Genomic DNA, 21,066 nt, shown 5'->3' with positions numbered 1-21,066 from the left:
TTGAAAAAAACATTTTATTGGACTTATCTGTCTTTACTATAAATAAATATCATGTTCAAATCAAAAACTATCATAGCCATATTGTGCTCCATCACTCTTGGATTCATTTCCTGCAGCAGCGATGGCAACAAGCAGGATAATAATGCCGCAGCAAATACATCTTTAGATAGTGCGGCCACTTCATCAGATGCTGTTGATAAAGACTTCGTATTGGAACCCGGCGATGCAGCAGGAAAAATTAAAATAAACGAGGATAGCGAAGAAGTGCTGAAAGTACTTGGCCGGCCGGATTCAAGTGATGCAGCCATGCAGAAGATGGTTGCTTTTTGGTATGACGACAGTGAGGGAATTAAACATTCCACATCCATCTATGCCGTTAGAGATACCGGTGATATGCCAAAAGCAAGAGTAAAACAAATTAGGATCACATCCCCAAAATTTAAAGCATCAAATGGAATCGGGGTTGCTTCAACGCTGGATGAGATCAAAAAAGTTTACAATGTCCATAAGATCCAATCTTTTAAAACTGAAAACAATGAACTCGATGTTTGGGACAGTCATGAAGGGATTGCGTTCGAAATAGATAATGGGAAAGCGTGTACAGCAATTATCATCCATCAAAAAGGAGAAGAATTATCAGGAACCTATCTGCCGCTGAGATAACAGCCGTTAGAAAATGCATTTTTTGTAATCTATTCCGGATTTCCGGTGTTAACTATTAAAAAGAAATTATGTGGGTTTTATGGGGTATTCTGGCTGCAATATCTGCGGCCCTGGTTATTGTGTTAACTAAAGCGGGATTAAAAAATGTAGATTCAAGCCTGGCATTTGCAATTCAGGCAGTCCTCATCCTCGCAATCGCCTGGTCAGTTGTGCTTTACCAGGGCAACTTTGCAGACTGGAAACAAATTGAGACCAAAGCCTGGGTATTGCTCATCATAGCAGGTGTCTGTACCTCTCTCTCTACATTATTTTCTTATAAAGCCCTGTCACTCGGACCCGCTTCCTATGTCGTTACGCTGGAAAGATCTTCACTGGTCATAGCCATAATTTTATCTGTTGTATTCCTGAAAGAAAAAATCAGCTGGCAATTGATCGTCGGCGCAACAGTCATGATTGCAGGCGCAGCTTTAATCGCCTTTTCAGACGGAGGGAAGTAAAGGTGATAATAACGGGATTAAATTCATGATAGAGGCTAATAATAGCTATTTTGAATTTATTGTTTTAGAATGTATAGATAAAATCTATATTTAGATATATAAGTCAATTCATAAAATATAGCTATAAAAAAATCCTGTTCGTTACTGCGAGCAGGATTTTTTTATAGCTACTTTGTTATTTTAGTCTGCCTTATGAAAGAGTCAGGAATAAACAATTACAGATTGTTAACTTCAAATCCTCCATAACTAAGCATCTCTGCATTGTGAGATACAAAGAGATTAAGTTCTAATCTTTCGATCAGATCTTTGGCCTGGGTAATATTTCTATGCATGTCGTTGATCCCCCTGATCTCAATCCCTTTAGCCATCAGTTTAAATTTGTTTGGCTCAAATTTGTCTATGAATTGCTGCAAATCTGCACTAATCTTAATCACTGTTTTTTCCATGGTAAAATTTATCTTATAATGCGGGCAAAATAAAACATATCATTTTAACTCATTGGTCAGTTCATGTTATATAATCAAACAGACTTAATAGATATTAGTGTTTATACATTAGCGTAATTCAGAAAAGCCAGGATCGAAACTACGACCTTTCAATACCTGCACTGCAAACAGGTTGAAGTCTTTATATCATGAACTTAAACTTAAATAAAGTGATACAGGAAAACCACATTACCGGTATAAGCGGGTTTCGGCTGGTCTTTAATAATTAGGGTTGCTTCGATTACAACTTTGGTAACGCCCCTTAAGTTCACAATCGAATTAAGTTTGGCTTTAAGTTGAACCTCGTTATTTACCAGTACGGCTTGTCCAAACTTAAAACTCTCAATCCCGTAGTTGATTTCCATTTTAATGTTGCGGACATCAGCAATCTGCTTCCATAAATAAGGGATTAACGATAAGGTTAAATAACCATGCGCAATGGTACTTTTAAAAGGGCCTTCCACTTTAGCTCTTTCCTCGTCCGTATGGATCCACTGATGATCTAACGTTGCGTCAGCAAACCTGTTAATCTGATTCTGATCAATCGTATGCCATTTGGAAACGCCTATTTCAATACCTGAATACGATTTATACTCTTCAAAATTATTGATTACTACCATATATGTATATCTAAAATCTGCTTCAAGACATCAAGTATCGTGTTTTTTTTGCAAAAATCAATTATTTAGAGATTCACAAATTTTAATCCTTAAACTCACTCTAATCATCCACACTAAAAATAGCTAAGTGTAGTATCAGGTAAGTCTAAAATTATCGTACTTTAGAACATATGTCTAAAGTTGAAATTCTGATTAGAAAGCGTATGTCAAAAGCAAAGTTAGGTAATATAACTTGTAGCATATTATCACAACAATGAACCCCCTCCATTGACATAAATGCGCAACTATCTATTCCCTAATTAAAGACTTTCGGTATTTATTAAAGTGCATATATGAACTTAACAATTGAAAACATTATAAAAATAATTCAGGCCGACCATGAAAAACTTGGAATTATACTAAATTCCGGAGCTTCGGTAGCTGAGATTGCTGACTTTGAACAGGCGATGGAGATTAAGCTACCAAAAGATATGCGTACTTTTTATGAGTTTACTAATGGTTTTTATTCAGATGATAACATATTTAATATCATTCCATTGTATGAGATGATAGAAAATGGCAAATCTGATGTCTTGCCGCCAAACGACTTTGATTTCGCGGAGTACTCCATCTATTGTGACATGTGGACGATCTCGGTCAAAGATGAATATACCTACACCATTTACAATACCGCTCAAACGGAAATGACATTAACCGATTCACTTTCTGAATTTCTTGACGTGTTCTTGAATGAAGGACTAATCCACGGCATCTATAATTGGACTGAAACAATTGAAAAACGAAATCTTGCCAATAAAAGCCCTGAGTAAATAATACAAACCTGGGATAACATAGACTTTACATGCGGCCAATACTTTTGTGCCAGTGGAGGTTTTATGAAGAAGCTATCAGACGAGGAACTGTTCATGCTGATCAGACAGGACGACGAACGCGCATTTTCGACGCTGTTTGACAGATACAAAACATTACTGTATAGACATATATATCAGCGTATAAAATCTGAGACAGAAGCCGAAGAGATTTTACAGGATATCTTTATTTCAATTTGGAAGAACCGCCAAACCATCGTCATCTCAGACAGCCTGCTTCCATATCTGCTGGGTGCAGCCAAAAAATGCGTATTTGCGTTATATGCCAGAACCTCTAAAAAAATAGAACATACCCATTTGCTCAAAGAAATGGAACCCGCGTTTGAATACCCGGCTGAAGAATTTATCATGGCCCGTGAACTGGAAACTATCATGGATAATGAAGTTCAGAATATGCCCCAAACGATGAGGCTTGCGTTTCAATTGAGCCGTAAAGAACACATTTCTGTACGCGAAATTGCAGAAAGGCTAAGTATTTCAGAGCAAACGGTAAAGAACAACATCACCATGGCTCTGCAGCGCCTGCGCGGAAAACTGAATGCAAAATACATGATCCAGCTCATTCCGTTTATGCTGTTTTTCTATTAATGTATTCATAACAATTATTTAACGGTACCAGGAGGCCATTTCTCTAATTATATAGGTGAATGGAAACCTCACCTCAAACAGAAAAAGAAAGGACCCTGCTAAAAAAGTATTTGGCCGGTAACTGTAGCGCAGCCGAAAAAGAACAGGTCGAACTATGGTACAAGTCCTTTGATCAATCTCCGCTTCCGGGACGGACGCAGGAAAAAAATTCGCTGAACAACGTAAAAAGGAAACTCTTTAACCAGATACAATCAGCGAATCCCAAAAAGGCCAGGATCTTTCGTTTACCGGTATACCTTCGCTTCGCAGCAGTACTTGCTTTAATGACAACGATCTCGTTAATGATCTATCGTTTTAGCGATCATGCAGGTCAGACTGCAATCGAATACGTTACACTTAAAGGTGAGCATAAGGTAATTACCCTTGCCGATGGATCTGTAGTCACACTGAATTCAGGATCATCACTTAAAGTAAAATCAGATTTCAAACAAAGTACAAGAGAGGTTCAGCTGTCGGGAGAAGCTTTTTTTAAGATTGCTAAAGATAAAAGCCGCCCCTTCATCATCCAGTCGGGCAATTTAAAAACCACCGTACTGGGTACCTCATTTAACATCAATGCCTACCCGGACCTATCAGAAATCAAAATTGCAGTAGCAACCGGTAAAGTTAAAGTAGCCCATACAACAGAGAATAAACAAGAGTTGATGCTGGCTAACGAAATGGTAAAGGACCAGGTGCTGATATTCAACAGCAAAACGCAATTGGCAGAAATTAAGACCGGCAATACAGAACTGCTAAGTTCATGGATCAGCAATAAGCTATACATCGACAACTCTTCAATGGATGACATCGCCAAACAGCTCAGCAGGCATTATAATACTAAGGTCAGCCTGGATCCTAAAATGAATGACACGGATAAATATACCATCACGCTGGGGAATGAAAACCTGCAGACCAGCGCACAAATACTATCAGAATTTACACACCACACATTTTACATCAAACAAAACCAACTATACATTATGAAGAAAAAATAACCCGCCTAAATAAAAAAACCGGAAATGCGCTAACATAACCGGTTCAAACGGTGCGCTGAAGCAGCACACCAGCATTTCTAACGAATCTTCAAATACATTAAAAACAACTCAAATATGCATTTTTTTCATCGGGGTTACAAATACCCCTTGTGGTCGCTTATTAATTTAAAAATGAAATTAACAATAGTCCTCCTTTTATTTTCAAACCTGCTTTTACATGCTGCCGGAACCTCCGGACAGTCAATGAAAGAAGTGAAAATTTCTTTTAAGGCCAAAGACCTGAGCTTAAAACAGGTGTTTACACTCATTGAGCAGCAAACACCGTTTTTGATCGGTTATAAAAACAATGACATTAACGCAGAGCGGACCATCACCATGTCGGCCAGTAACAAATCTGTTTTTGAAGTGTTACAAGGGCTGCTGAAAAATGACCACGCCAGTTTCAGACAAATGAACGAGAAGTATATTCTCATTGAAGCCAATAAAACGCCATCGGCAAAGCCGCTCGTAAAAAAAGTACTTCCACCGGTTTCCATTTCAGGGATCATCAGGGATAAAGGAAATAAGGAAACCATTCCGGGTGTAAGTGTTCGCGTAAAAGGCTTAACTGCTGCAACGCAGACCGACGTTCAGGGAAGGTTTACAATCTCCATTCCGGAAGATAAGGAAGAACTGGTGCTTTCGGTGAGCTATGTAGGTTATAAAACCCAGGAAATTACCATAACCCGGAGAAACCAGGGTGCCGTATTAAATGTTGAACTGGAAGAAGATCTGCTTGGATTAAATGAAGTTGTAGTAACCGGACAAGGATTAAGCGTAAGCAAAAGACGTTTGTCTACCAATGTAACTACGATCTCTGAAAAGCAGATCCGCGATTTGCCGGTAAACCGGATCGACCAGCTGATCCAGTCGCAAATTCCAAATGCACAAATTAAGCTTTCCGGCGGACAAGCCGGTGCCACATCAATCATTCAAACCAGGGGATTTAATTCTGCTTATGCCAATTCTACACCTATCGTTTACATTGATGGCGTACGGGTAGATAATTTGAATACAGCCCCGTCAATTGGAATGAACCTATCCGGAGGAATTTCACAAGGTGCTTCAACCAGCTCTTTAGCGGATATTCCAGTTGAAAATATTGAGAAAATAGAGTTTATCAGCGGCGGAGCAGCAACCACTTTATATGGATCTGATGCTGCCAATGGCGTACTGCAGATCTTTACCAAGAAAAAGGGATCTGGTGAGGCTTCATTTAGCGCAGGAATAGATGTGGGTGCAGAAACGCCGACAACAGATTATCATTATTTTGATCGTACAAAAGAATTGTTGTACCAGAATGGGGTATACACAAAATATAGTCTTGGTGTTAATGGCGGTAATTCAGACATGGGCTATAGCGCAGGCGGTGCCTATAACAAATCGTCCGGCGTTTTAATCCACGATCAAAATCAACAGGAAAAAATAGATTTCAGAATCGGGTTAAATGCTAAAATTGCCAAAGATCTAACCTTCGAGAGTACATTCTCTTACAACAACCAAAATCTAAAAAGAACCAGGAATGGAAATTCAGGCGGTTATTCAGGATTGTGGTTTGCAGAAGATGGTGCATCTAAAGTAATTGGCCCCGGGTTTAATCCCAATCTCAACGACTTAACCGATGAAGAATTTGCAAAAATGAAATCGTATGTAGATGAAGCGGAAAGACTGCAGAACAACAGCTCCAAAGTAAACCGCTTTCAAACGGCACAGGCATTTAAATATCAGCCATTAAAAGATCTGATGATCAAAGGTACAGCAGGTGTGGATTACAGGGTGCAGAGAGAACAATCGGTAGTGACCAAAGCGTTCAATAACCACATCCGTTCCAATACAGCCGGTTCACTGTCTAACTTCGAGCGCAATTACCTGGGCTTAACGTTCGACCTGACTGCACAGTATGATTATAAAGTAGGCGACTTCTCGTTTTTAAGTACTTTAGGAGGTCAGTTGTTCCGTACCGAAGACAGACAAATTTCTTACATCGGTCAGGACATTCGCGACGGTGCCCTTACCATCGGACAAGCAGCTACCAGGACCAGCTCAGAATATTATACAGAAGTTGCCAACTACGGCATTTTTGTACAGGAAAACATTGGCTTTAAAGACCGGTATTTTCTTGACCTTGGCTTAAGGGGTGATGGTAATTCGGCCTTCGGTAAATCCGTTGGCGCACAATATTATCCTAAAGCAGGTTTCTCTTACATCCTGAGCTCTGAGCCCTTCTTCATGAATATGGACCAGCAGGTGATCAGCACGGTAAAGGTCAGGGCCAATTATGGGGTTTCAGGTAATTTCCCAACACCATTTGCAAACGAGCGCACCATAGACATTACCGGCTTTAATGGCGGCCAATCGGCTACTTTTGGAAACGCAGGTAATGATAATTTGCGTCCGGAAAAGACCTATTCCAAAGAGATTGGAATTGACCTGAGCTTATTTAAAGACAAAGTTTCCTTTACAGCAGGTTATTTTAACAACACCACAAAGGATGCACTTTTCATTGTTCCCCCTGCATCTTCTACAGGATTAGAAAGATCCCTGCAAAACATTGGAACGATCAAGAATAAAGGCTTCGAATTCTCCACATCCGTTTCTGTCATTGAAAACAAAGAGTGGGGATTAAGGTTGAGGGCTTCTGCAAATACCATAGACAATATTGTAGTGAGCACAGGCGGTGCCCCTGCATTTAACCTCAATGGTTTAACTGCACCAACCGTTCAGATCATGGTGAAAGAGGGTTATCCAATTGGTTACATCAGTGGAAAATATGGGGTCTTTGGCGCAGACAATACCTTGCAAAGTTCCATTCCGTTATCTTTCCTTGGATCAACGATCCCAACGCTTAACGGCAGCTTTGGATTGAACCTGAGGTATAAGAACCTATCGCTGTTTGCGAATGGCGACTATCAGCAAGGTGGCTATATCCACAATTGGGACAAACAGTTCCGCATCAACTATGGTGCTTCTACAGAAGGAGTTCCTGCAGAAGAGATCGCAAAGAACAAAACCAGCAACTGGTTAAATTATTCACAATTATTTGTAGAGAAAAGCGATTTCGTAAAGGTAAGGACAATCGGCTTGTTGTATGCTTTCGACAAAACAAGCTTAGGCAGACTTCAAAATCTGACCATTGGAATTACCGCAGTTAACCCGTTAAATTACACCGCATCATCGTCAGATCCTGAAGCCGTAATGCCAGGTGGTGCACAAGGTCAGGGATCAGCCACAACCGGAGGTTTAAACTATGCCGCACACTCTGCAGCACGCCAGTTTCTCGCATCCATCAAAATTAACTTTTAAACAGAAAAAGAACGATCATGAATTTTAAAACATATACCATCGCTTTACTGCTTGGCTCTTTACTTTCCGCCTGTTCACTGGTAGAGGTTGATAATCCAAACCTGACAAATGATGCTTTTATAGGTACCCCGCAATCCTCACAAGTTTGGATCGCCGGGATGAATAAGCAGCTGGCATTGATGCTCAACATGACCGTAGTATATACGGAGATTGTGTCTGATAACTATTACAACAACAGCTCATTATCTAACCAGGTTTTTGACTTACCTAACTTATTGCCTTCAGACCTCGACATAGACAATATGCAGCGCTCAATTGCCAGGTTAACCCAAATGGCAGAATATGGAATTAACAGTGTTGCACCGGCAGATGCTGAAACCACAAATACCATGAAAGCCCAAATGTATTTTATGGGTGGTTATGGCTATTTAGTTGGCGGCGAACTTTGCAAAGGTCTTCCTATAAACGCAGGAGGTGTGGTAAGCTCGTCGGCAGACAGATATCAAAAAGCCGTTGAATATTTTAACAATGCATTGACCCTGGAAACAGATGCCGCAAAAAAGAATGTATATACACTGGCTTTGGCACGTGCTTATTATAACCTTGGAAACAAAACCAATGCATTGGCTAATGCCAGCGCAGTAATGACCGCAGCACCCATGTTATTGCAGAACATAACATATGACGGCTTAAATGGAGTTTCCAATACCATGCAGTCCTATACCTTCAGTAATTCTACAAACGTACTGGCGCCATTGCCAAGACTGGACTTCTTAGATCCTAAGTTCTTCCACACTTCAAGTAATGCGGCAGCAGACCAAAAACCAATCGCCCTTTTAAAAGGTGAAGAGGCGTTTCTTATTGCAGCAGAAGCAGCTTTAGGTAACGGAGATCTGACAACGGCAAGAACCATCCTTAAGAATTTGGTCAGCAATGTCATCAGCAACAGGCCACGTGCCAGCGTAGATGGTAAACTGGCCGTTAGAAAAGGAACAAGAAGTGATTATCCGGTATTGGCAACGGTAAAAGTTAAGGCCGATGCTGCCGCTCCGGAAAAAGCAGGACTGGTATTGGGAAGGCAAGCAGGAAATATTTCTGTGTATAGCGTATCAGGTACCTCTGTTACACCGGCAGATCTTGATGCAGCCACAACCGTTGATGCATTACTTTACCAGCTGTCCCAAATCAGGCAGGAGGTCTTTATCTCTGAAGGCCGGAGGATGACAGACTTGGGGATTCGTTTCCCTGTATCTACAATTGAACAACAAAACAATTCAAATGTAAAGGAAGACGATACCAAAGCAACCATTCCCGCCTATATCCCATTGAATCGCGAAATGGATGATTTTACGTACGATAAAACCACGGGTATAGTGACGATAAAAGTGGATATGAATAAAGTCCTGGTTCAGCACAAAGCTGAAGCTGGTATTTTTCCTTTGATGAAATAATAAAACAAAGCGATATGAAAACACATAAAATGAATTGGATAAATGGCATCATAATTTGCTTATTTGCACTTTCAAACCTTGCATTTATGAATGGTAAGCCTGCTGATCAAAACCTGGAAAGTACCTTTAAACGTATCGTGCTGAAATACAAGTCAAACCCTGCTGCCGCTAAAGCATTGTGGAACGAAATTGTCAGCAATTACAGCGGAAAAGACAGGCATTACCACAACATGGAACACCTGCAGAATTTCTACAATCAACTTAAAAAATGTAAAGACCTTACAACTGATGACGACTTATTAATCATCGCAATGGTTTACCATGATGTAATTTATAATTCCGTTGATCATAAGGATGAAGAAAGAAGCGCCGACATGGCTGTAGAGCGATTGAAGAGCATTGGTTATCCGGAAGAGCAGATAGCAAAATGTAAAGCTTTGATCCTGGCAACTAAAACGCATGCTTTAAGTACCGATACGGATACCAATTATTTCAATGATGCAGACATGACCATCCTTGGATTGGATAGAAATACGTATGAGACCTATGTTAAAAATGTCAGGTTGGAGTATGGAGATACGCCGCAGTTTTCTGCAGGAAGAAAAAAGGTACTGCAATACTTTTTAGGGATGGAACGGATCTTTAAAACAGATTTCTTTTATAAGATCTACGAAAAATCAGCAAGAGAGAATATCGCTGCAGAGATCAGCACGTTACCATAAAGATCTAAAAAAGGAGCCCCGGCCATTGTTGTTTAATGACCGGGGCTTTTTTGTTATAAAGATTATCTTTACAGTAGTATAGGGATAAACTGTTCTTGTATGAATCGTTTATTGTGCGGTATATCCACCGTCAACCGCTACGGTTATTCCTGAAATAAAACGGGCGTCATCACTGGCTAAAAATGCAACAGTAGCCGCGATATCCTGGGTCTCAGGCATGCCTGGTATCGGGTTCATCGTTTCCATGTGCTGCTTCATCGCTGCAGGATCTTCCGCCGAATCAATGAAATGCTGTACAAGCGGGGTCAATACTGTAGTTGGGGCAACTGCATTTATCCGGATAAAATATTTACCATATTCAACGGCGGTAGACCGTGTTAAATTAACCAGGGCTGCCTTGGCTGCGGTATAAGGAGGGATATTTGCAAACCCGACCAGTCCGGCAGTAGAAACCGTATTGATGATCGCACCACCAGTATTTTGTTTAACAAATTGGGCTAGGGCATATTTTAGTCCGTAAAAAGCACCATTCAGGTTAATATCGATCACTTTGTGCCAATTTTCTAAAGTGCTTTCATGTGTTGAGGCCTGCAACCCGTCAATACCGGCATTGTTGACAAATATATCCAGCTTTCCAGCTTTTTCAACCGTAAAAGCAACAGCTTGCTCAACTGCGGAAGCATCTGTGACATTCGTTTTTACAAAGAAGCCATTTAGCTCCTGTGCCAGTTTATTCCCCGCATCTTCATTTAGATCTGCGATCACTACAATTGCACCTTCTTCATGCAGTCTTTCAGCAATGGCTTTACCCAAGCCCGATGCACCACCGGTAATCAGTGCTGCTTTATCTTTTAGTCCTTTCATCGTAATAATTTATATATACTATATAACGCTTACGGGTTGATATTGGATTGAAAAACTAGTGGCACAATTGGCTTGTCTATTGGCACAATTTGGAAATCCAGGGAATAAAAAGATTAAAGGTGGCGTTGCCTGAAGCTTTCTGGAGTCGTTCCGGTATGTCTTTTAAAAAAGCGGCTGAAATAAGACTGACCCTTAAAACCGAGGTCTATAGCGATCTCTTTAAAGGATTTGTCGTGATGGCTAATTTCCCGCTTTGCTTCTATGAGGATATAATTGTAAATAAGCTGACTGACGGTAATGCCGGTTTTTTCTGTCACTATTTGGTTGACGCGTTTCGCACTCAGTCCAATCTTGTCGGCATAAAAACCAACCAGTTTTTGCGATTTATAATGTATGCTGATCAGCTGAAAGAGTTTCCGCATCCGGGGATCAATCAAAGCAGATCTTGTGGTAGAATTTTGGCTTAACCGCTGAAGCTGTAGTAAATACGCATTGGTATAAAAATGGAGAAGACGCGACTCATTGTCGTTCTTGTTTTCATGTAAAATGAGATCAAATAATCTGCTTAATGTCTCCGTCTGTTCATCGGGAATGACAATGGCCTCATTGTTAAAAGGAAAAAACAGAAAGCGAAGGTCTTCTTCTTCAATGCGGTCAAAGAATTCCTTTGAAAGCAGTAAGACCTTCGCTTTCGGTGGAACGCCGGGTAAGGCATGGACCTGGTTTCTGGCCAGCAGGTAAACCAGGTTTGTTTTAACCGGGTAGGGTTCAAAATCGATATATTGGGTATCCCTATCCGAGCAGTACCAGATGACTGCGAAAAAGTCAATCCGGTGACTGGTAGAAAAATCGCCCAGATCGATCTCTTCCGCATAGGAAGCATAAACGTCTTTATGATCCAATCGGTGTAAAGGTATTTCTCTGGAGATCTTCAATAGAATGTGTTTATTAGAATTAAAACTAATATAACATAAGTTCTATAAAATAGCTTGTTAAGCCATTTCAATTTGACATCGTGCGTACAATAGTCTTTAGCCTTTCTTCACAGAGCAGCTCTGCAGTTTTAAGGTAATGCAGGCAGCGGTTTTGAAAAAGGTAAATGACAGGAGGATCTATCTTTTTAACCTCGTCGCGATAAAAGCTTTTGTTGTTTTGTAAGAGGATCGCATAAAAGAATTTATCTTCATCGGTTCTTCTGGGGATGATCCCCTCAAGCCGCTCATCAATACAATCGCAAAGCGTTAATAAAGTATGGAGGTCAAAAGACTTTGGCTGATAGCCTAAAAAAACAGCGATCAGACCAAGGCACGTTTGTTTCAGGCTTTGGACAACAAGATAGAGGACAACTTCTCCGGCATTCTTTTCCGATAGGATATTTTGTGCGCCGAGATAAAAACAATACCCGCTGGCGTAGCGTCGGTTCCAGGTTCTTATTAAATGCAGCCCGCTTTCCTGCGGATCTGCAGGAATGATGTTCTTGAGGTGTTGGAATGATATCTTTGAATGTAAAAGGTCTGCATGATGGATCACTGAATGAAAGAACCGGTTACTTTTCTTCAAAGCGGCCATTACTTCAGTTTTACTATGTGCAAGTATCGTAACCGTGATGTCTAAATATTTCAGGCTATTAATTTCATTCTGTGCATTTAATGTCTCCTTTACCGTTGCAGAGCTGATAACGAGCAATTGTAAATGGGTATGTGTTTCCACTTCAATCTCGCCTGCCCGGAAAGCACCCCTCCATATTGCACCATAGGTGTTGCTGTCGAAACATAAAATGCTTTCAGCGGACATTAATTTGTTAATTAATGCAACGATGACTGGTAAATTACTGGTGTTTAAAGTTTTCATATTTAAGTTTTTTAAGTGTTGTATTTTGTGAATACGACCTTATATAACTTTAAACAGAAAAACAACCTTTGATAAAAATATTTTTAAACTTAAAAATGAACCAGCTGGTAGATTTGCTGCATATAGGCAGCTTCATTAAGTGCAGCAAAGAACTCATACCACTCTACCCGCGTAAAGGCAAGGCTGAGATCAGGGTATGGTGTGGCCAGTATAACCACTTCAACACCATCAGGAGAGTATTCCAGATAATCGTCAAATTCCAGCCCATTGGTCGCACCTATAAATGCATGGAACTGCTCAAACGAAAAACTGATCAATACTCCCCTGTTCCAGATGTTTACAATCTTACAATTCACACATTGGGTAACACAGATGTCACCTTTTCTACTGATCACGGTAGGCTTACACATATTAATTCCATTAGAGATATCACACAAATATCTTATTATTTAGAACAATTCCAAATAATTAATACAACTACATGATCTCAATTTCTCATAGTATTGACTGGTGAAAGAGAATCTGCTGATCAAAAGGTTTGAAATTCTTCAATATAATCTGGACATTGCTCCGGCAACAGCATTGTTTCATATTAAAATATACAATTGATGTGCATAAAGTTCCTGGAAATCCGTATATTGGCTAAAGTAATCTACAGGCGGCATACGGTTCCGCACTGCATTTGTCCGGTTTCCAATTTTATCAAATTGGTGTCCTGTATCCGGTTCTCCTGATGTAGTTTTGAAAGTCAATTTAAGGTTGTAAAGGCTAATTATTGTTCGACTCGGGTTCGACTCCGCTTCGGGTCTGCTTGCACTCTTGTTGCTCTCTCCTTCGTGTCTCCTTCGTGTTTCCTTCGGGTCTTGTTCTGCTTTTGCCATATCAAACACGGTTTAGAGTAATATATGATCGCTATTGATTTGCAAGCTATTGTAGTGCCAGATTAGGTGTCGTATATGCCCGCTCATTTCGCGAACCAGTTACAATCGCACTTATTGTACTGTGTTTTTAAATGGGATTTCAATAGATATGGCGATGTAAAAAAAATATGGCTATTCGATGCTTATGATTTTTATTGTTAAGTTTACTTTAAATATTACTTTTAAGTTACTAAGTGAACCAGCCTTCATGATCAATCGTAGTCAAATAACGCAGTCCCTAATTCTTATTTTCCTGGTATCCATAATTCTATATGCCTGTAAAACAGTAATCCCAAAATCCGTTGTTCCTCCGGTTACTGAACACGTGGCCATTATAGATTCGGTTCCAATTAAGCCGGGACGGATCCTGGTCTTTACAAAAACCAAGGGATATTATCACACCTCGATACCTGCAGGTGTGGCTGCCATCAAAAAGCTTGGAAAGGAAAATAACTTTGCTGTAGATACCACCAGGGATGCTGGCTATTTTGTGGCAGACAGTTTAAAGAATTACAATGCCGTTGTGTTTTTAAGTACGACGATGAATGTGCTTAATGCAGATCAGCAGGTTGCATTTGAAAGATACATCCAGTCCGGTGGTGGTTTTGTTGGAATCCACGCTGCAGCGGATACTGAATATGATTGGTTATGGTACAATAAACTGGTTGGTGCGTATTTTAAAAGCCATCCAAACAACCCGAATGTTCGCAAAGCAACCGTTGATGTGATCGATACGGCTCACGGCTCCACCAAGGGTCTGCCGAAGCGTTGGGAGCGTACTGACGAATGGTACAACTATAAAAATATACAGAGCGACCTTAAGGTTATTGCCAGGCTTGATGAAAGCACATATGAAGGTGGTGAAAACGATGAAAATCATCCCATTGCCTGGTATCATGAGTTTGATGGGGGCCGTTCGTTTTATACAGGCGGAGGTCATACCGATGAAAGCTTCTCTGAGCCTTTATTTTTAAAGCACCTGCTGGGTGGAATTAAATACGCCATTGGCACAAACATAACCCTGGATCCATTGAAATCATATGCGGTTAAAAAACCCGAGGATAACCGGTTTACAAAAAGCATTTTGTCCAACGATCTGAATGAACCCATGGAACTCGCTGTAGCTCCGGATGGCCGTGTATTCTTCATCGAGCGCGCAGGTAATTTCTATGTGTATAATCCTGCTTCAGGTAAGACGACTTTAGTCTATAAATTCCCGGTAAAGGCGGTAGATAAGTACTTGAATGGCTTGTTGGGGATGACAATCGACCCTGATTTTGCAGTGAATAATCAATTGTATTTCTTTAACACCGCGTCCTCCGGAAATGCGGTTAAGCAGCACATATCCAGGTTCAGTATCAGTAAGAATAGTGTGCTGGACCTTAAATCTGAAAAAGTGATCATTGAGATCCCGATAGACCTTGAGGTGAGTGCACATACCGGCGGCTCACTGGCCTGGGATAAACATAAAAATCTTTTCATCTCAACGGGCGACAATACCGTTCCTTTTGAGTCGAATGGCTTTTCGCCAATTGACAGGCGCGATAACCGGCTGACATTTAATGCAGAGCGATCGGCCTCCAATACCAATGACCTTCGTGGTAAAATTCTAAGGATCCATCCTGAAACTGACGGTACCTATACCATTCCTGAAGGCAATCTATTTCCCAAAGGAACAGCCGGTACCCGCCCGGAGATTTACGTGATGGGTTGCCGGAATCCATACCGCATCTCTGTAGATCAGGAAACTTCCATTCTGTATTGGGGCGAAGTTGGGCCGGATTCTGGTACGGATGGCTTGCAGGGACCTCGTGGATATGATGAGTTTAACCAGGCAAAGAAAGCAGGAAACTACGGATGGCCTTATTTTGTTGGTGACAATAAAGCCTATAAAGAATATGATTTCTCTACCAAACAAGCTGCTAATTTGTTTGATGTAAACGGTCCCGCCAATGGATCGCCATACAGTACCGGATTAAAAATACTTCCGCCGGCACAAAAGCCGATGGTGTGGTATCCGTACAACCGCTCAGCAGAGTTTCCCATTTTAGGAGACGGTGGCAGGTGTGCCATGGGAGGTCCGGTTTATCATTACGATCCGGAACTGAAATCAACAACCAAACTTCCTGAATATTACGACAAAGCACTGTTTGTTTACGACTGGATGCGCAACTGGGTATTTGCCCTGCGTTTGGATGAAAATCAGAACTATAAACGCATGGAGCCGTTTATGGAAACTAACGGTGATTTTAGGAGACCGATAGACCTGGAAGTTGGTCCGGACGGATCATTCTATATGCTGGAATACGGCTCTGTTTATGGGATCGATAACGTAGATGCACGCTTGGTAAGAATCGATTATAACGGTGGTAACCGTGCGCCGGTTGCAAAGATCGAAACCCGTGACACCATCGGTCTTGCACCATATAAGGTGGCTTTTACTTCAAAAAGTTTTGACAATGATGACGATGATGTCCTTTCTTACGAATGGCGTTTTGAAGGAAATAAAGTTGGATCGGCAGAACCCAACCCAACCTATACCTTCCAAAAAAATGGAGTTTACAAAGTGCTGTTAAAGGTAACCGATGCAGGAGGCAAAAGTGATACCGAAACCCGGATCATCAAGGTTGGAAATACGTTGCCGCAGGTAACGATCAATACGCCTGAAAATACGACGTTCTTCAGTCAAAAGGCCGCGAAATTTAATTATAACGTGGTTGTGAAAGATAATGAAGATAAAGTGATAGACCCTAAAAAGGTAAAGGTGAACCTTAACTTCATTGCTAAGGTAGAAAACAACCAGGCCGTTGTTGGTCACCAGGAAATAACGCCAACCTATAATTTTGGAAAGGCATTGGTTGCCAAAAGCGACTGTAAAGCATGTCACCAGTTGAACGCCAAATCTGTTGGTCCTGCCTTTATGCTGGTATCAAAACGATATGCAGGAAATAATGCAGCGGTAGCACGCCTGGCTAAAAAGATCATTACCGGTGGTGGTGGTGTTTGGGGTGACCATGCCATGAATGCGCATCCCCAGCTTTCTAAAGATGATGCAACAGAAATTGTAAAATATGTGCTTTCACTGAGCATGAAGAAAACCAATCCGTTATTGCCTCAGAAAGGTACAGTGGCCCTTGACCAGCATTTAAAAGTTAAAGATCAGGGACGGTATATCTTCACGGCATCGTATACGGATAAAGGAGGAGCAATCACACCACTGACAACGAAAGAAACGATCTTGCTGCGCCCGTCAAAAGTACAGGCGGAAGAAGCAGATGCATTTAACAACGTTAGTAAAAATGAAAAATATATAGGGAGCATCCATAACAAATCTTATTTCATGCTCAAAAATATAGACCTTAAAAATGTAAGCCAGCTGACGTACTTTTATGCCTCTGCAAATCAAAGCGGGACGATAGAGGTCCGTGCAGACTCACCAAAGGGAACGCTGGTCAGTACCATAGATTTCAGTCCGACAGGCAGCTGGGAAAAGTATACCACGCTCCCTGCGCCGGTTAGTAATCCGGGAGGCAAGCATGATCTGTATTTTGTATTTGTGAAAAATACAAGGCCTAACCGGGACCTCATTAGTGTGGACTGGATTAACTTTGAGCGCGTTGAAAGCGGGATAAAGTAACCGGGTAAATTCTGCAATTTCGACTTAAAATTGAATTTATTGTTCAGTTTTTTACGTGTTGCAACAAATTTTTTTCATTAATTTTTGAATTATAAATTAATTGGTATATAATTATACTCAATTAGGGTTTTTCAAGAAAAAAAATTAATGTTTACCAATGGACTTTAGAAAAAGATATGTTTACAATACCCGGGAAGATCTGCTGGGTAAAGGTGGTTTTTCAAGAGTGTTCCGTGCCACAGATGTGCTTCTGGAAAGAGAAGTTGCATTAAAGGTCTTTAATCCGGAGCAGAGTGCACAATACGATCTGATCACTGAGATTAAGAAAGTAATCAAGTTTCAGCATGAAAATCTTTGCCGCTATTATGATGTTGCTTTCCTGGAATCCGTAAATGCTTTTGGTGAAGAAGAACAAGTTCAGGTAGGCGTAATGGAATACCTCGATGGTGGTGAATTAAAAGGCTATCTGAAAAATAATCCCCAGTATTTAAATAAACTATTATGCGATGTGCTTAAAGGACTCTCATACCTGCACAAGCGCAATATTATTCATCGTGACCTTAAACCGCAGAACATCCTGATCAAAATTGAAGAGGATGAGCCTATAGCTAAGATCACGGATTTTGGAATTAGTAAAGCCATCGGCGAAAGCCAGGAAAATGCGTCAGCATTGGTTGGTACCGTAGAATATATGGCCCCGGAACAATTTAATCCGGCAAGATATGGAATCAATGGACAGATCTCTACACACATCGATCTTTGGAGTTTTGGGATCATGGTCTATGAACTGATCAAAGGTGAAAACTTATTCGGAAGCCGGTCTAAAGGTACCAGTGCCGAGATTGTAATGACCAATATCCTCAATGAAGATTACCTGCAGAAATTAACAGAACTTCCAAAGCCATATGATGAGGTTGTTGCGCTGTGTCTGAAAAAGATGGCCAGTGAACGTGCCGCTTCTGCAGATGTTGTGCTGGACGTGCTTAAAGGAAATGTGACCGATAGCACGCTGTTTGCAGGACTTAGAAATCAGCCTGCTCCGGGAAATTTTGATGATGAAACCACCTTGTTTAAGGGAAATATCTCTAGCGGTGTAGTTGACTTTGAAGATGACGCAGAAACACAGGTTATTTCGTATAACCCTTCAGAACCAGTTAAACCAGCGCCGGTTATACCACAGCCTGCTGCAAGTGAGCCTGTTGTTTCAGAACCGGTTAAGCAAGCGCCCGCAGCACAGCCTGCAATTCCGGAACTGCCAAAACCAGCACCTGTTGTAGAAGAGCCTGTTGCAAAACAACCTGCGGTTCCTGAGCCTGTTAAGGAAAAAGTAATCCCGGTACAACTTCAGCCTGTTGCCGAGGCACCCAAAGCAGAAATGTCGAAACCAGCTGAGCAACCGGCTGCTGTCGAAAAACCAGTTGAAGATCCGGCACCTAAACCTGTTGAGCCTCCAAAAAAGATTGTCGCACATGAGCAGCCGATTGCAAAGCAAGAAGATAAACAGCCAGCGGCAGCAACTCCTGCGGGACGTACATTGAATGAACAAAATGCGATAGCCAGGCCAACTTTAAATGAATCATTGGCAAGGGGGGCAGAAGCACAGCATGCAGAAAGGCCGGGTCGTAGTTCGGCTGCGGTTGCTCCGGGAGCTAATCCTGCGGCGGCATCCCCGGGTAGAAGTAAATCTGGTATTTTTATCGCAGTTGCGGTTGCTGCGGTAATTTTAGTTGGAGCAGTATTGTTCCTAACAAAAGATAAAGAAGTTGAAGTGGCAGCTCCGGTAGCCAAAACGACTATAGATAGTGTACCAAAGGTAAATACAGATACTAAAGTAACCAACACGAAGAAAGCGGTTTCAAGTCCTGCTAAAACCGTTTCAGACCTGGTCTTGAACGCAGGATCAGGTAACGAGTCTGTTTACTCTGGTAAGGTAAGGGATGGCGTGCCGGATGGAAAGGGCCTGCAGACATTTGCAAATGGCAGTGTCTATAACGGAAACTTTTCTAAAGGCCTGTATTCAGGTAAAGGATCATTAACAACCGCAGATGGTGATAAATATGTAGGTAACTGGTCTGCAGGAATAAAGACATCAGGAACACTGTATTATAAAGACGGTAGTTTTTATAAAGGATCTTTTAAAAGGGACCTGAAACACGGTTCAGGTAAATTGGTCTACAAGGATGGCAGTTATTATGAAGGTGGTTTTGCAAACGATCAGTTTAGCGGGTCGGGAAAAATGTTTAGTGCGGAAGGGGAAGTTAAACAAAGCGGAACTTTCAAAGATGGCGTGCTGCAGTAATCCCACAATAACTTCGATAATACATTCTTTTAAATCATAACGTTTATAACTCCAATATGCCTGTACCTTTAAAAATTTATAGTCTCAATGAATTAGGGAATAGAAAAAATAATGAAGATTCCATTCATCCGCCAGCTGGTGAAGCGTTATTGGGTAACAGCCTGTTCCTGGTTTGCGATGGTGTAGGCGGGAATTCTAAAGGAGAGGTTGCGTCTGAATTGGCCTGTCGCCATTTTAATACTTATTTTAACCAGAATCTAAGTTCCGAAGATCTGCTGAATGATGATTTTATAAATGCCGGGCGGGAGTGGGTCATCAAACATTTTGATGAGTACATCGCGCAGCATGAAGGGGCGGAAGATATGAGTACTACCCTTACCTTAGCCTATCTTAAGAAAAAATCGATCTTTGTGGCCTGGTGTGGTGACAGCAGGATTTACCTGATCAGGGATGGGGAGATTGTTTTTCAGTCGCAAGACCACTCACTGGTCAATGAACTCGTTAAGCGGGGCAACATTACGCCGGAAGAGGCACTAACACATCCGCATAGAAATGTAATTACCCGCTCATTACAAGCCAAAAGACCCTACTCTGAAATTCAAACGGATGAGATTTTTGACATCCGGGATAACGATTATTTATTACTGTGTTCAGATGGACTGCTGGAAAAGGTTACACCGACCGTTTTAAAAGTACTGCTAACACAGTCCGACACCGGCGACCTGACTGAGCAGTTCCAGGAATATTGTTATCAAAAAACAAGGGATAATTATTCCATGTATTTAATTAAGCTTATTAATTTAAACAATGAGCCAATAATTATTGGGGAAACAAATAAAATAACAATCTCCAAATCTAAACTTAAACTAAAATCTCTATGGATCGGGCTAATCATACTTAGTATAGTATTGATCGGGGTTTTAGCGGCCTATTTTCTCGGGTTTTTCAATAAGTAATTCTGCTTTTTTTATTCTAAGCTTAGAACTGCCTTTAAATCTTGTTTTTAGGTGGGATTTCTATAGGTATTTTTTTTGGTAAAAAAAATACCTAGAAGCAGTTATTTTTTTTACCAAAATTATCATCTATGTTTAAGCGTTAATATAATTAAAAATCATTTAAATTTTTATTATTGTAATTGGTTGATTATGAGCAATTTTTGATATTGCTTGATTGACCTTAGGGAGGTTATTTCTTTTAACTATACTTAAAATTTTTTGGTTA

17 protein-coding genes are annotated in these 21,066 nt (G+C 40.9%); 11 read left to right on the top strand and 6 right to left on the bottom strand.

Going from position 1 to position 21,066, the window contains the following annotated elements:
* Positions 1-51 precede the first annotated feature (51 nt).
* Both ATK78_RS07825 and ATK78_RS07820 read left to right on the top strand, forming a co-directional pair.
* Positions 52-663, top strand: coding sequence for a hypothetical protein (locus ATK78_RS07825; protein ID WP_133575539.1), 612 nt, complete (start codon positions 52-54; stop codon positions 661-663).
* 68 nt (positions 664-731) lie between these two features.
* Entirely contained in the window at positions 732-1,160 is a 429-nt protein-coding gene (locus ATK78_RS07820; RefSeq protein WP_133575538.1) for an EamA family transporter, read from the top strand.
* 215 nt (positions 1,161-1,375) lie between these two features.
* On the opposite strand, the gene ATK78_RS07815 is transcribed toward ATK78_RS07820, so the two are convergent.
* Both ATK78_RS07815 and ATK78_RS07810 read right to left on the bottom strand, forming a co-directional pair.
* Positions 1,376-1,606: a hypothetical protein gene (locus ATK78_RS07815; protein WP_133575537.1), complete on the bottom strand. Its 231-nt coding sequence runs from the start codon at positions 1,604-1,606 to the stop codon at positions 1,376-1,378.
* 200 nt (positions 1,607-1,806) lie between these two features.
* Positions 1,807-2,265, bottom strand: coding sequence for a MaoC family dehydratase (locus ATK78_RS07810; RefSeq protein ID WP_133575536.1), 459 nt, complete (start codon positions 2,263-2,265; stop codon positions 1,807-1,809).
* A 332-nt stretch (positions 2,266-2,597) separates the two neighbouring features.
* Here ATK78_RS07810 and ATK78_RS07805 point away from each other — a divergent pair, with 332 nt between their 5' ends.
* The 6 genes from ATK78_RS07805 (at position 2,598) to ATK78_RS07780 (ending at position 10,274) form a co-directional block, all read left to right on the top strand.
* Positions 2,598-3,074 carry an SMI1/KNR4 family protein gene (locus ATK78_RS07805; RefSeq protein ID WP_133575535.1) on the top strand — a complete coding sequence of 159 codons (477 nt, stop codon included), beginning with the start codon at positions 2,598-2,600 and terminating at the stop codon, positions 3,072-3,074.
* A 66-nt stretch (positions 3,075-3,140) separates the two neighbouring features.
* Positions 3,141-3,722, top strand: a complete 582-nt coding sequence (locus tag ATK78_RS07800; protein WP_133575534.1) for an RNA polymerase sigma factor — start codon at positions 3,141-3,143, stop codon at positions 3,720-3,722.
* A 59-nt stretch (positions 3,723-3,781) separates the two neighbouring features.
* Positions 3,782-4,759, top strand: coding sequence for a FecR family protein (locus ATK78_RS07795; RefSeq protein WP_133575533.1), 978 nt, complete (start codon positions 3,782-3,784; stop codon positions 4,757-4,759).
* Between the two features lie 171 nt (positions 4,760-4,930).
* Positions 4,931-8,101, top strand: coding sequence for a TonB-dependent receptor domain-containing protein (locus ATK78_RS07790; RefSeq protein WP_133575532.1), 3,171 nt, complete (start codon positions 4,931-4,933; stop codon positions 8,099-8,101).
* 17 nt (positions 8,102-8,118) lie between these two features.
* A complete protein-coding gene (locus ATK78_RS07785) occupies positions 8,119-9,552 on the top strand; it encodes a tetratricopeptide repeat protein (RefSeq protein ID WP_133575531.1) in 1,434 nt (477 codons plus the stop codon).
* Between the two features lie 14 nt (positions 9,553-9,566).
* A complete protein-coding gene (locus ATK78_RS07780; protein ID WP_133575530.1) occupies positions 9,567-10,274 on the top strand; it encodes an HD domain-containing protein in 708 nt (235 codons plus the stop codon).
* A gap of 108 nt (positions 10,275-10,382) precedes the next feature.
* On the opposite strand, the gene ATK78_RS07775 is transcribed toward ATK78_RS07780, so the two are convergent.
* From ATK78_RS07775 to ATK78_RS07760, 4 genes are all read right to left on the bottom strand, one after another.
* The gene (locus ATK78_RS07775) at positions 10,383-11,138 is read right to left on the bottom strand and encodes an SDR family NAD(P)-dependent oxidoreductase (protein ID WP_133575529.1); all 756 of its coding nucleotides are present in this window, start codon (positions 11,136-11,138) and stop codon (positions 10,383-10,385) included.
* Positions 11,139-11,251: 113 nt separating this feature from the next.
* Positions 11,252-12,073: an AraC family transcriptional regulator gene (locus tag ATK78_RS07770; RefSeq protein WP_133575528.1), complete on the bottom strand. Its 822-nt coding sequence runs from the start codon at positions 12,071-12,073 to the stop codon at positions 11,252-11,254.
* 67 nt (positions 12,074-12,140) lie between these two features.
* Complete coding sequence (locus ATK78_RS07765; RefSeq protein WP_133575527.1) at positions 12,141-12,989, bottom strand: hypothetical protein; 849 nt, start codon at positions 12,987-12,989, stop codon at positions 12,141-12,143.
* An 89-nt stretch (positions 12,990-13,078) separates the two neighbouring features.
* The gene (locus tag ATK78_RS07760; RefSeq protein WP_133575526.1) at positions 13,079-13,399 is read right to left on the bottom strand and encodes a hypothetical protein; all 321 of its coding nucleotides are present in this window, start codon (positions 13,397-13,399) and stop codon (positions 13,079-13,081) included.
* 718 nt (positions 13,400-14,117) lie between these two features.
* On the opposite strand from ATK78_RS07760, the gene ATK78_RS07755 reads away from it, so the two are divergent.
* From ATK78_RS07755 to ATK78_RS07745, 3 genes are all read left to right on the top strand, one after another.
* Entirely contained in the window at positions 14,118-17,546 is a 3,429-nt protein-coding gene (locus ATK78_RS07755) for a ThuA domain-containing protein (RefSeq protein WP_133575525.1), read from the top strand.
* Positions 17,547-17,703: 157 nt separating this feature from the next.
* A complete protein-coding gene (locus ATK78_RS07750; RefSeq protein ID WP_133575524.1) occupies positions 17,704-19,845 on the top strand; it encodes a serine/threonine-protein kinase in 2,142 nt (713 codons plus the stop codon).
* Between the two features lie 56 nt (positions 19,846-19,901).
* Positions 19,902-20,801 carry a PP2C family protein-serine/threonine phosphatase gene (locus ATK78_RS07745; RefSeq protein WP_133575523.1) on the top strand — a complete coding sequence of 300 codons (900 nt, stop codon included), beginning with the start codon at positions 19,902-19,904 and terminating at the stop codon, positions 20,799-20,801.
* Positions 20,802-21,066 lie beyond the last annotated feature (265 nt).

The organism is Pedobacter metabolipauper (genome assembly GCF_004362715.1).
Taxonomy (GTDB): Bacteria; Bacteroidota; Bacteroidia; order Sphingobacteriales; family Sphingobacteriaceae; genus Pedobacter; species Pedobacter metabolipauper.
Note: the sequence above shows the minus strand (reverse complement) of the source record. Positions and strands in the feature narration are given on the sequence as shown.

What these genes read in the sequence shown, in the direction of transcription:
- ATK78_RS07775 (WP_133575529.1), bottom strand. Translation starts at nt 11,138, where the DNA reads ATGAAAGGACTAAAAGATAAAGCAGCACTGATTACCGGTGGTGCATCG.
- ATK78_RS07760 (WP_133575526.1), bottom strand. Translation starts at nt 13,399, where the DNA reads ATGTGTAAGCCTACCGTGATCAGTAGAAAAGGTGACATCTGTGTTACC.
- ATK78_RS07820 (WP_133575538.1), top strand. Translation starts at nt 732, where the DNA reads ATGTGGGTTTTATGGGGTATTCTGGCTGCAATATCTGCGGCCCTGGTT.
- ATK78_RS07795 (WP_133575533.1), top strand. Translation starts at nt 3,782, where the DNA reads ATGGAAACCTCACCTCAAACAGAAAAAGAAAGGACCCTGCTAAAAAAG.
- ATK78_RS07755 (WP_133575525.1), top strand. Translation starts at nt 14,118, where the DNA reads ATGATCAATCGTAGTCAAATAACGCAGTCCCTAATTCTTATTTTCCTG.
- ATK78_RS07785 (WP_133575531.1), top strand. Translation starts at nt 8,119, where the DNA reads ATGAATTTTAAAACATATACCATCGCTTTACTGCTTGGCTCTTTACTT.
- ATK78_RS07780 (WP_133575530.1), top strand. Translation starts at nt 9,567, where the DNA reads ATGAAAACACATAAAATGAATTGGATAAATGGCATCATAATTTGCTTA.
- ATK78_RS07805 (WP_133575535.1), top strand. Translation starts at nt 2,598, where the DNA reads ATGAACTTAACAATTGAAAACATTATAAAAATAATTCAGGCCGACCAT.
- ATK78_RS07825 (WP_133575539.1), top strand. Translation starts at nt 52, where the DNA reads ATGTTCAAATCAAAAACTATCATAGCCATATTGTGCTCCATCACTCTT.
- ATK78_RS07810 (WP_133575536.1), bottom strand. Translation starts at nt 2,265, where the DNA reads ATGGTAGTAATCAATAATTTTGAAGAGTATAAATCGTATTCAGGTATT.
- ATK78_RS07765 (WP_133575527.1), bottom strand. Translation starts at nt 12,989, where the DNA reads ATGAAAACTTTAAACACCAGTAATTTACCAGTCATCGTTGCATTAATT.
- ATK78_RS07815 (WP_133575537.1), bottom strand. Translation starts at nt 1,606, where the DNA reads ATGGAAAAAACAGTGATTAAGATTAGTGCAGATTTGCAGCAATTCATA.
- ATK78_RS07750 (WP_133575524.1), top strand. Translation starts at nt 17,704, where the DNA reads ATGGACTTTAGAAAAAGATATGTTTACAATACCCGGGAAGATCTGCTG.
- ATK78_RS07745 (WP_133575523.1), top strand. Translation starts at nt 19,902, where the DNA reads ATGCCTGTACCTTTAAAAATTTATAGTCTCAATGAATTAGGGAATAGA.
- ATK78_RS07800 (WP_133575534.1), top strand. Translation starts at nt 3,141, where the DNA reads ATGAAGAAGCTATCAGACGAGGAACTGTTCATGCTGATCAGACAGGAC.
- ATK78_RS07790 (WP_133575532.1), top strand. Translation starts at nt 4,931, where the DNA reads ATGAAATTAACAATAGTCCTCCTTTTATTTTCAAACCTGCTTTTACAT.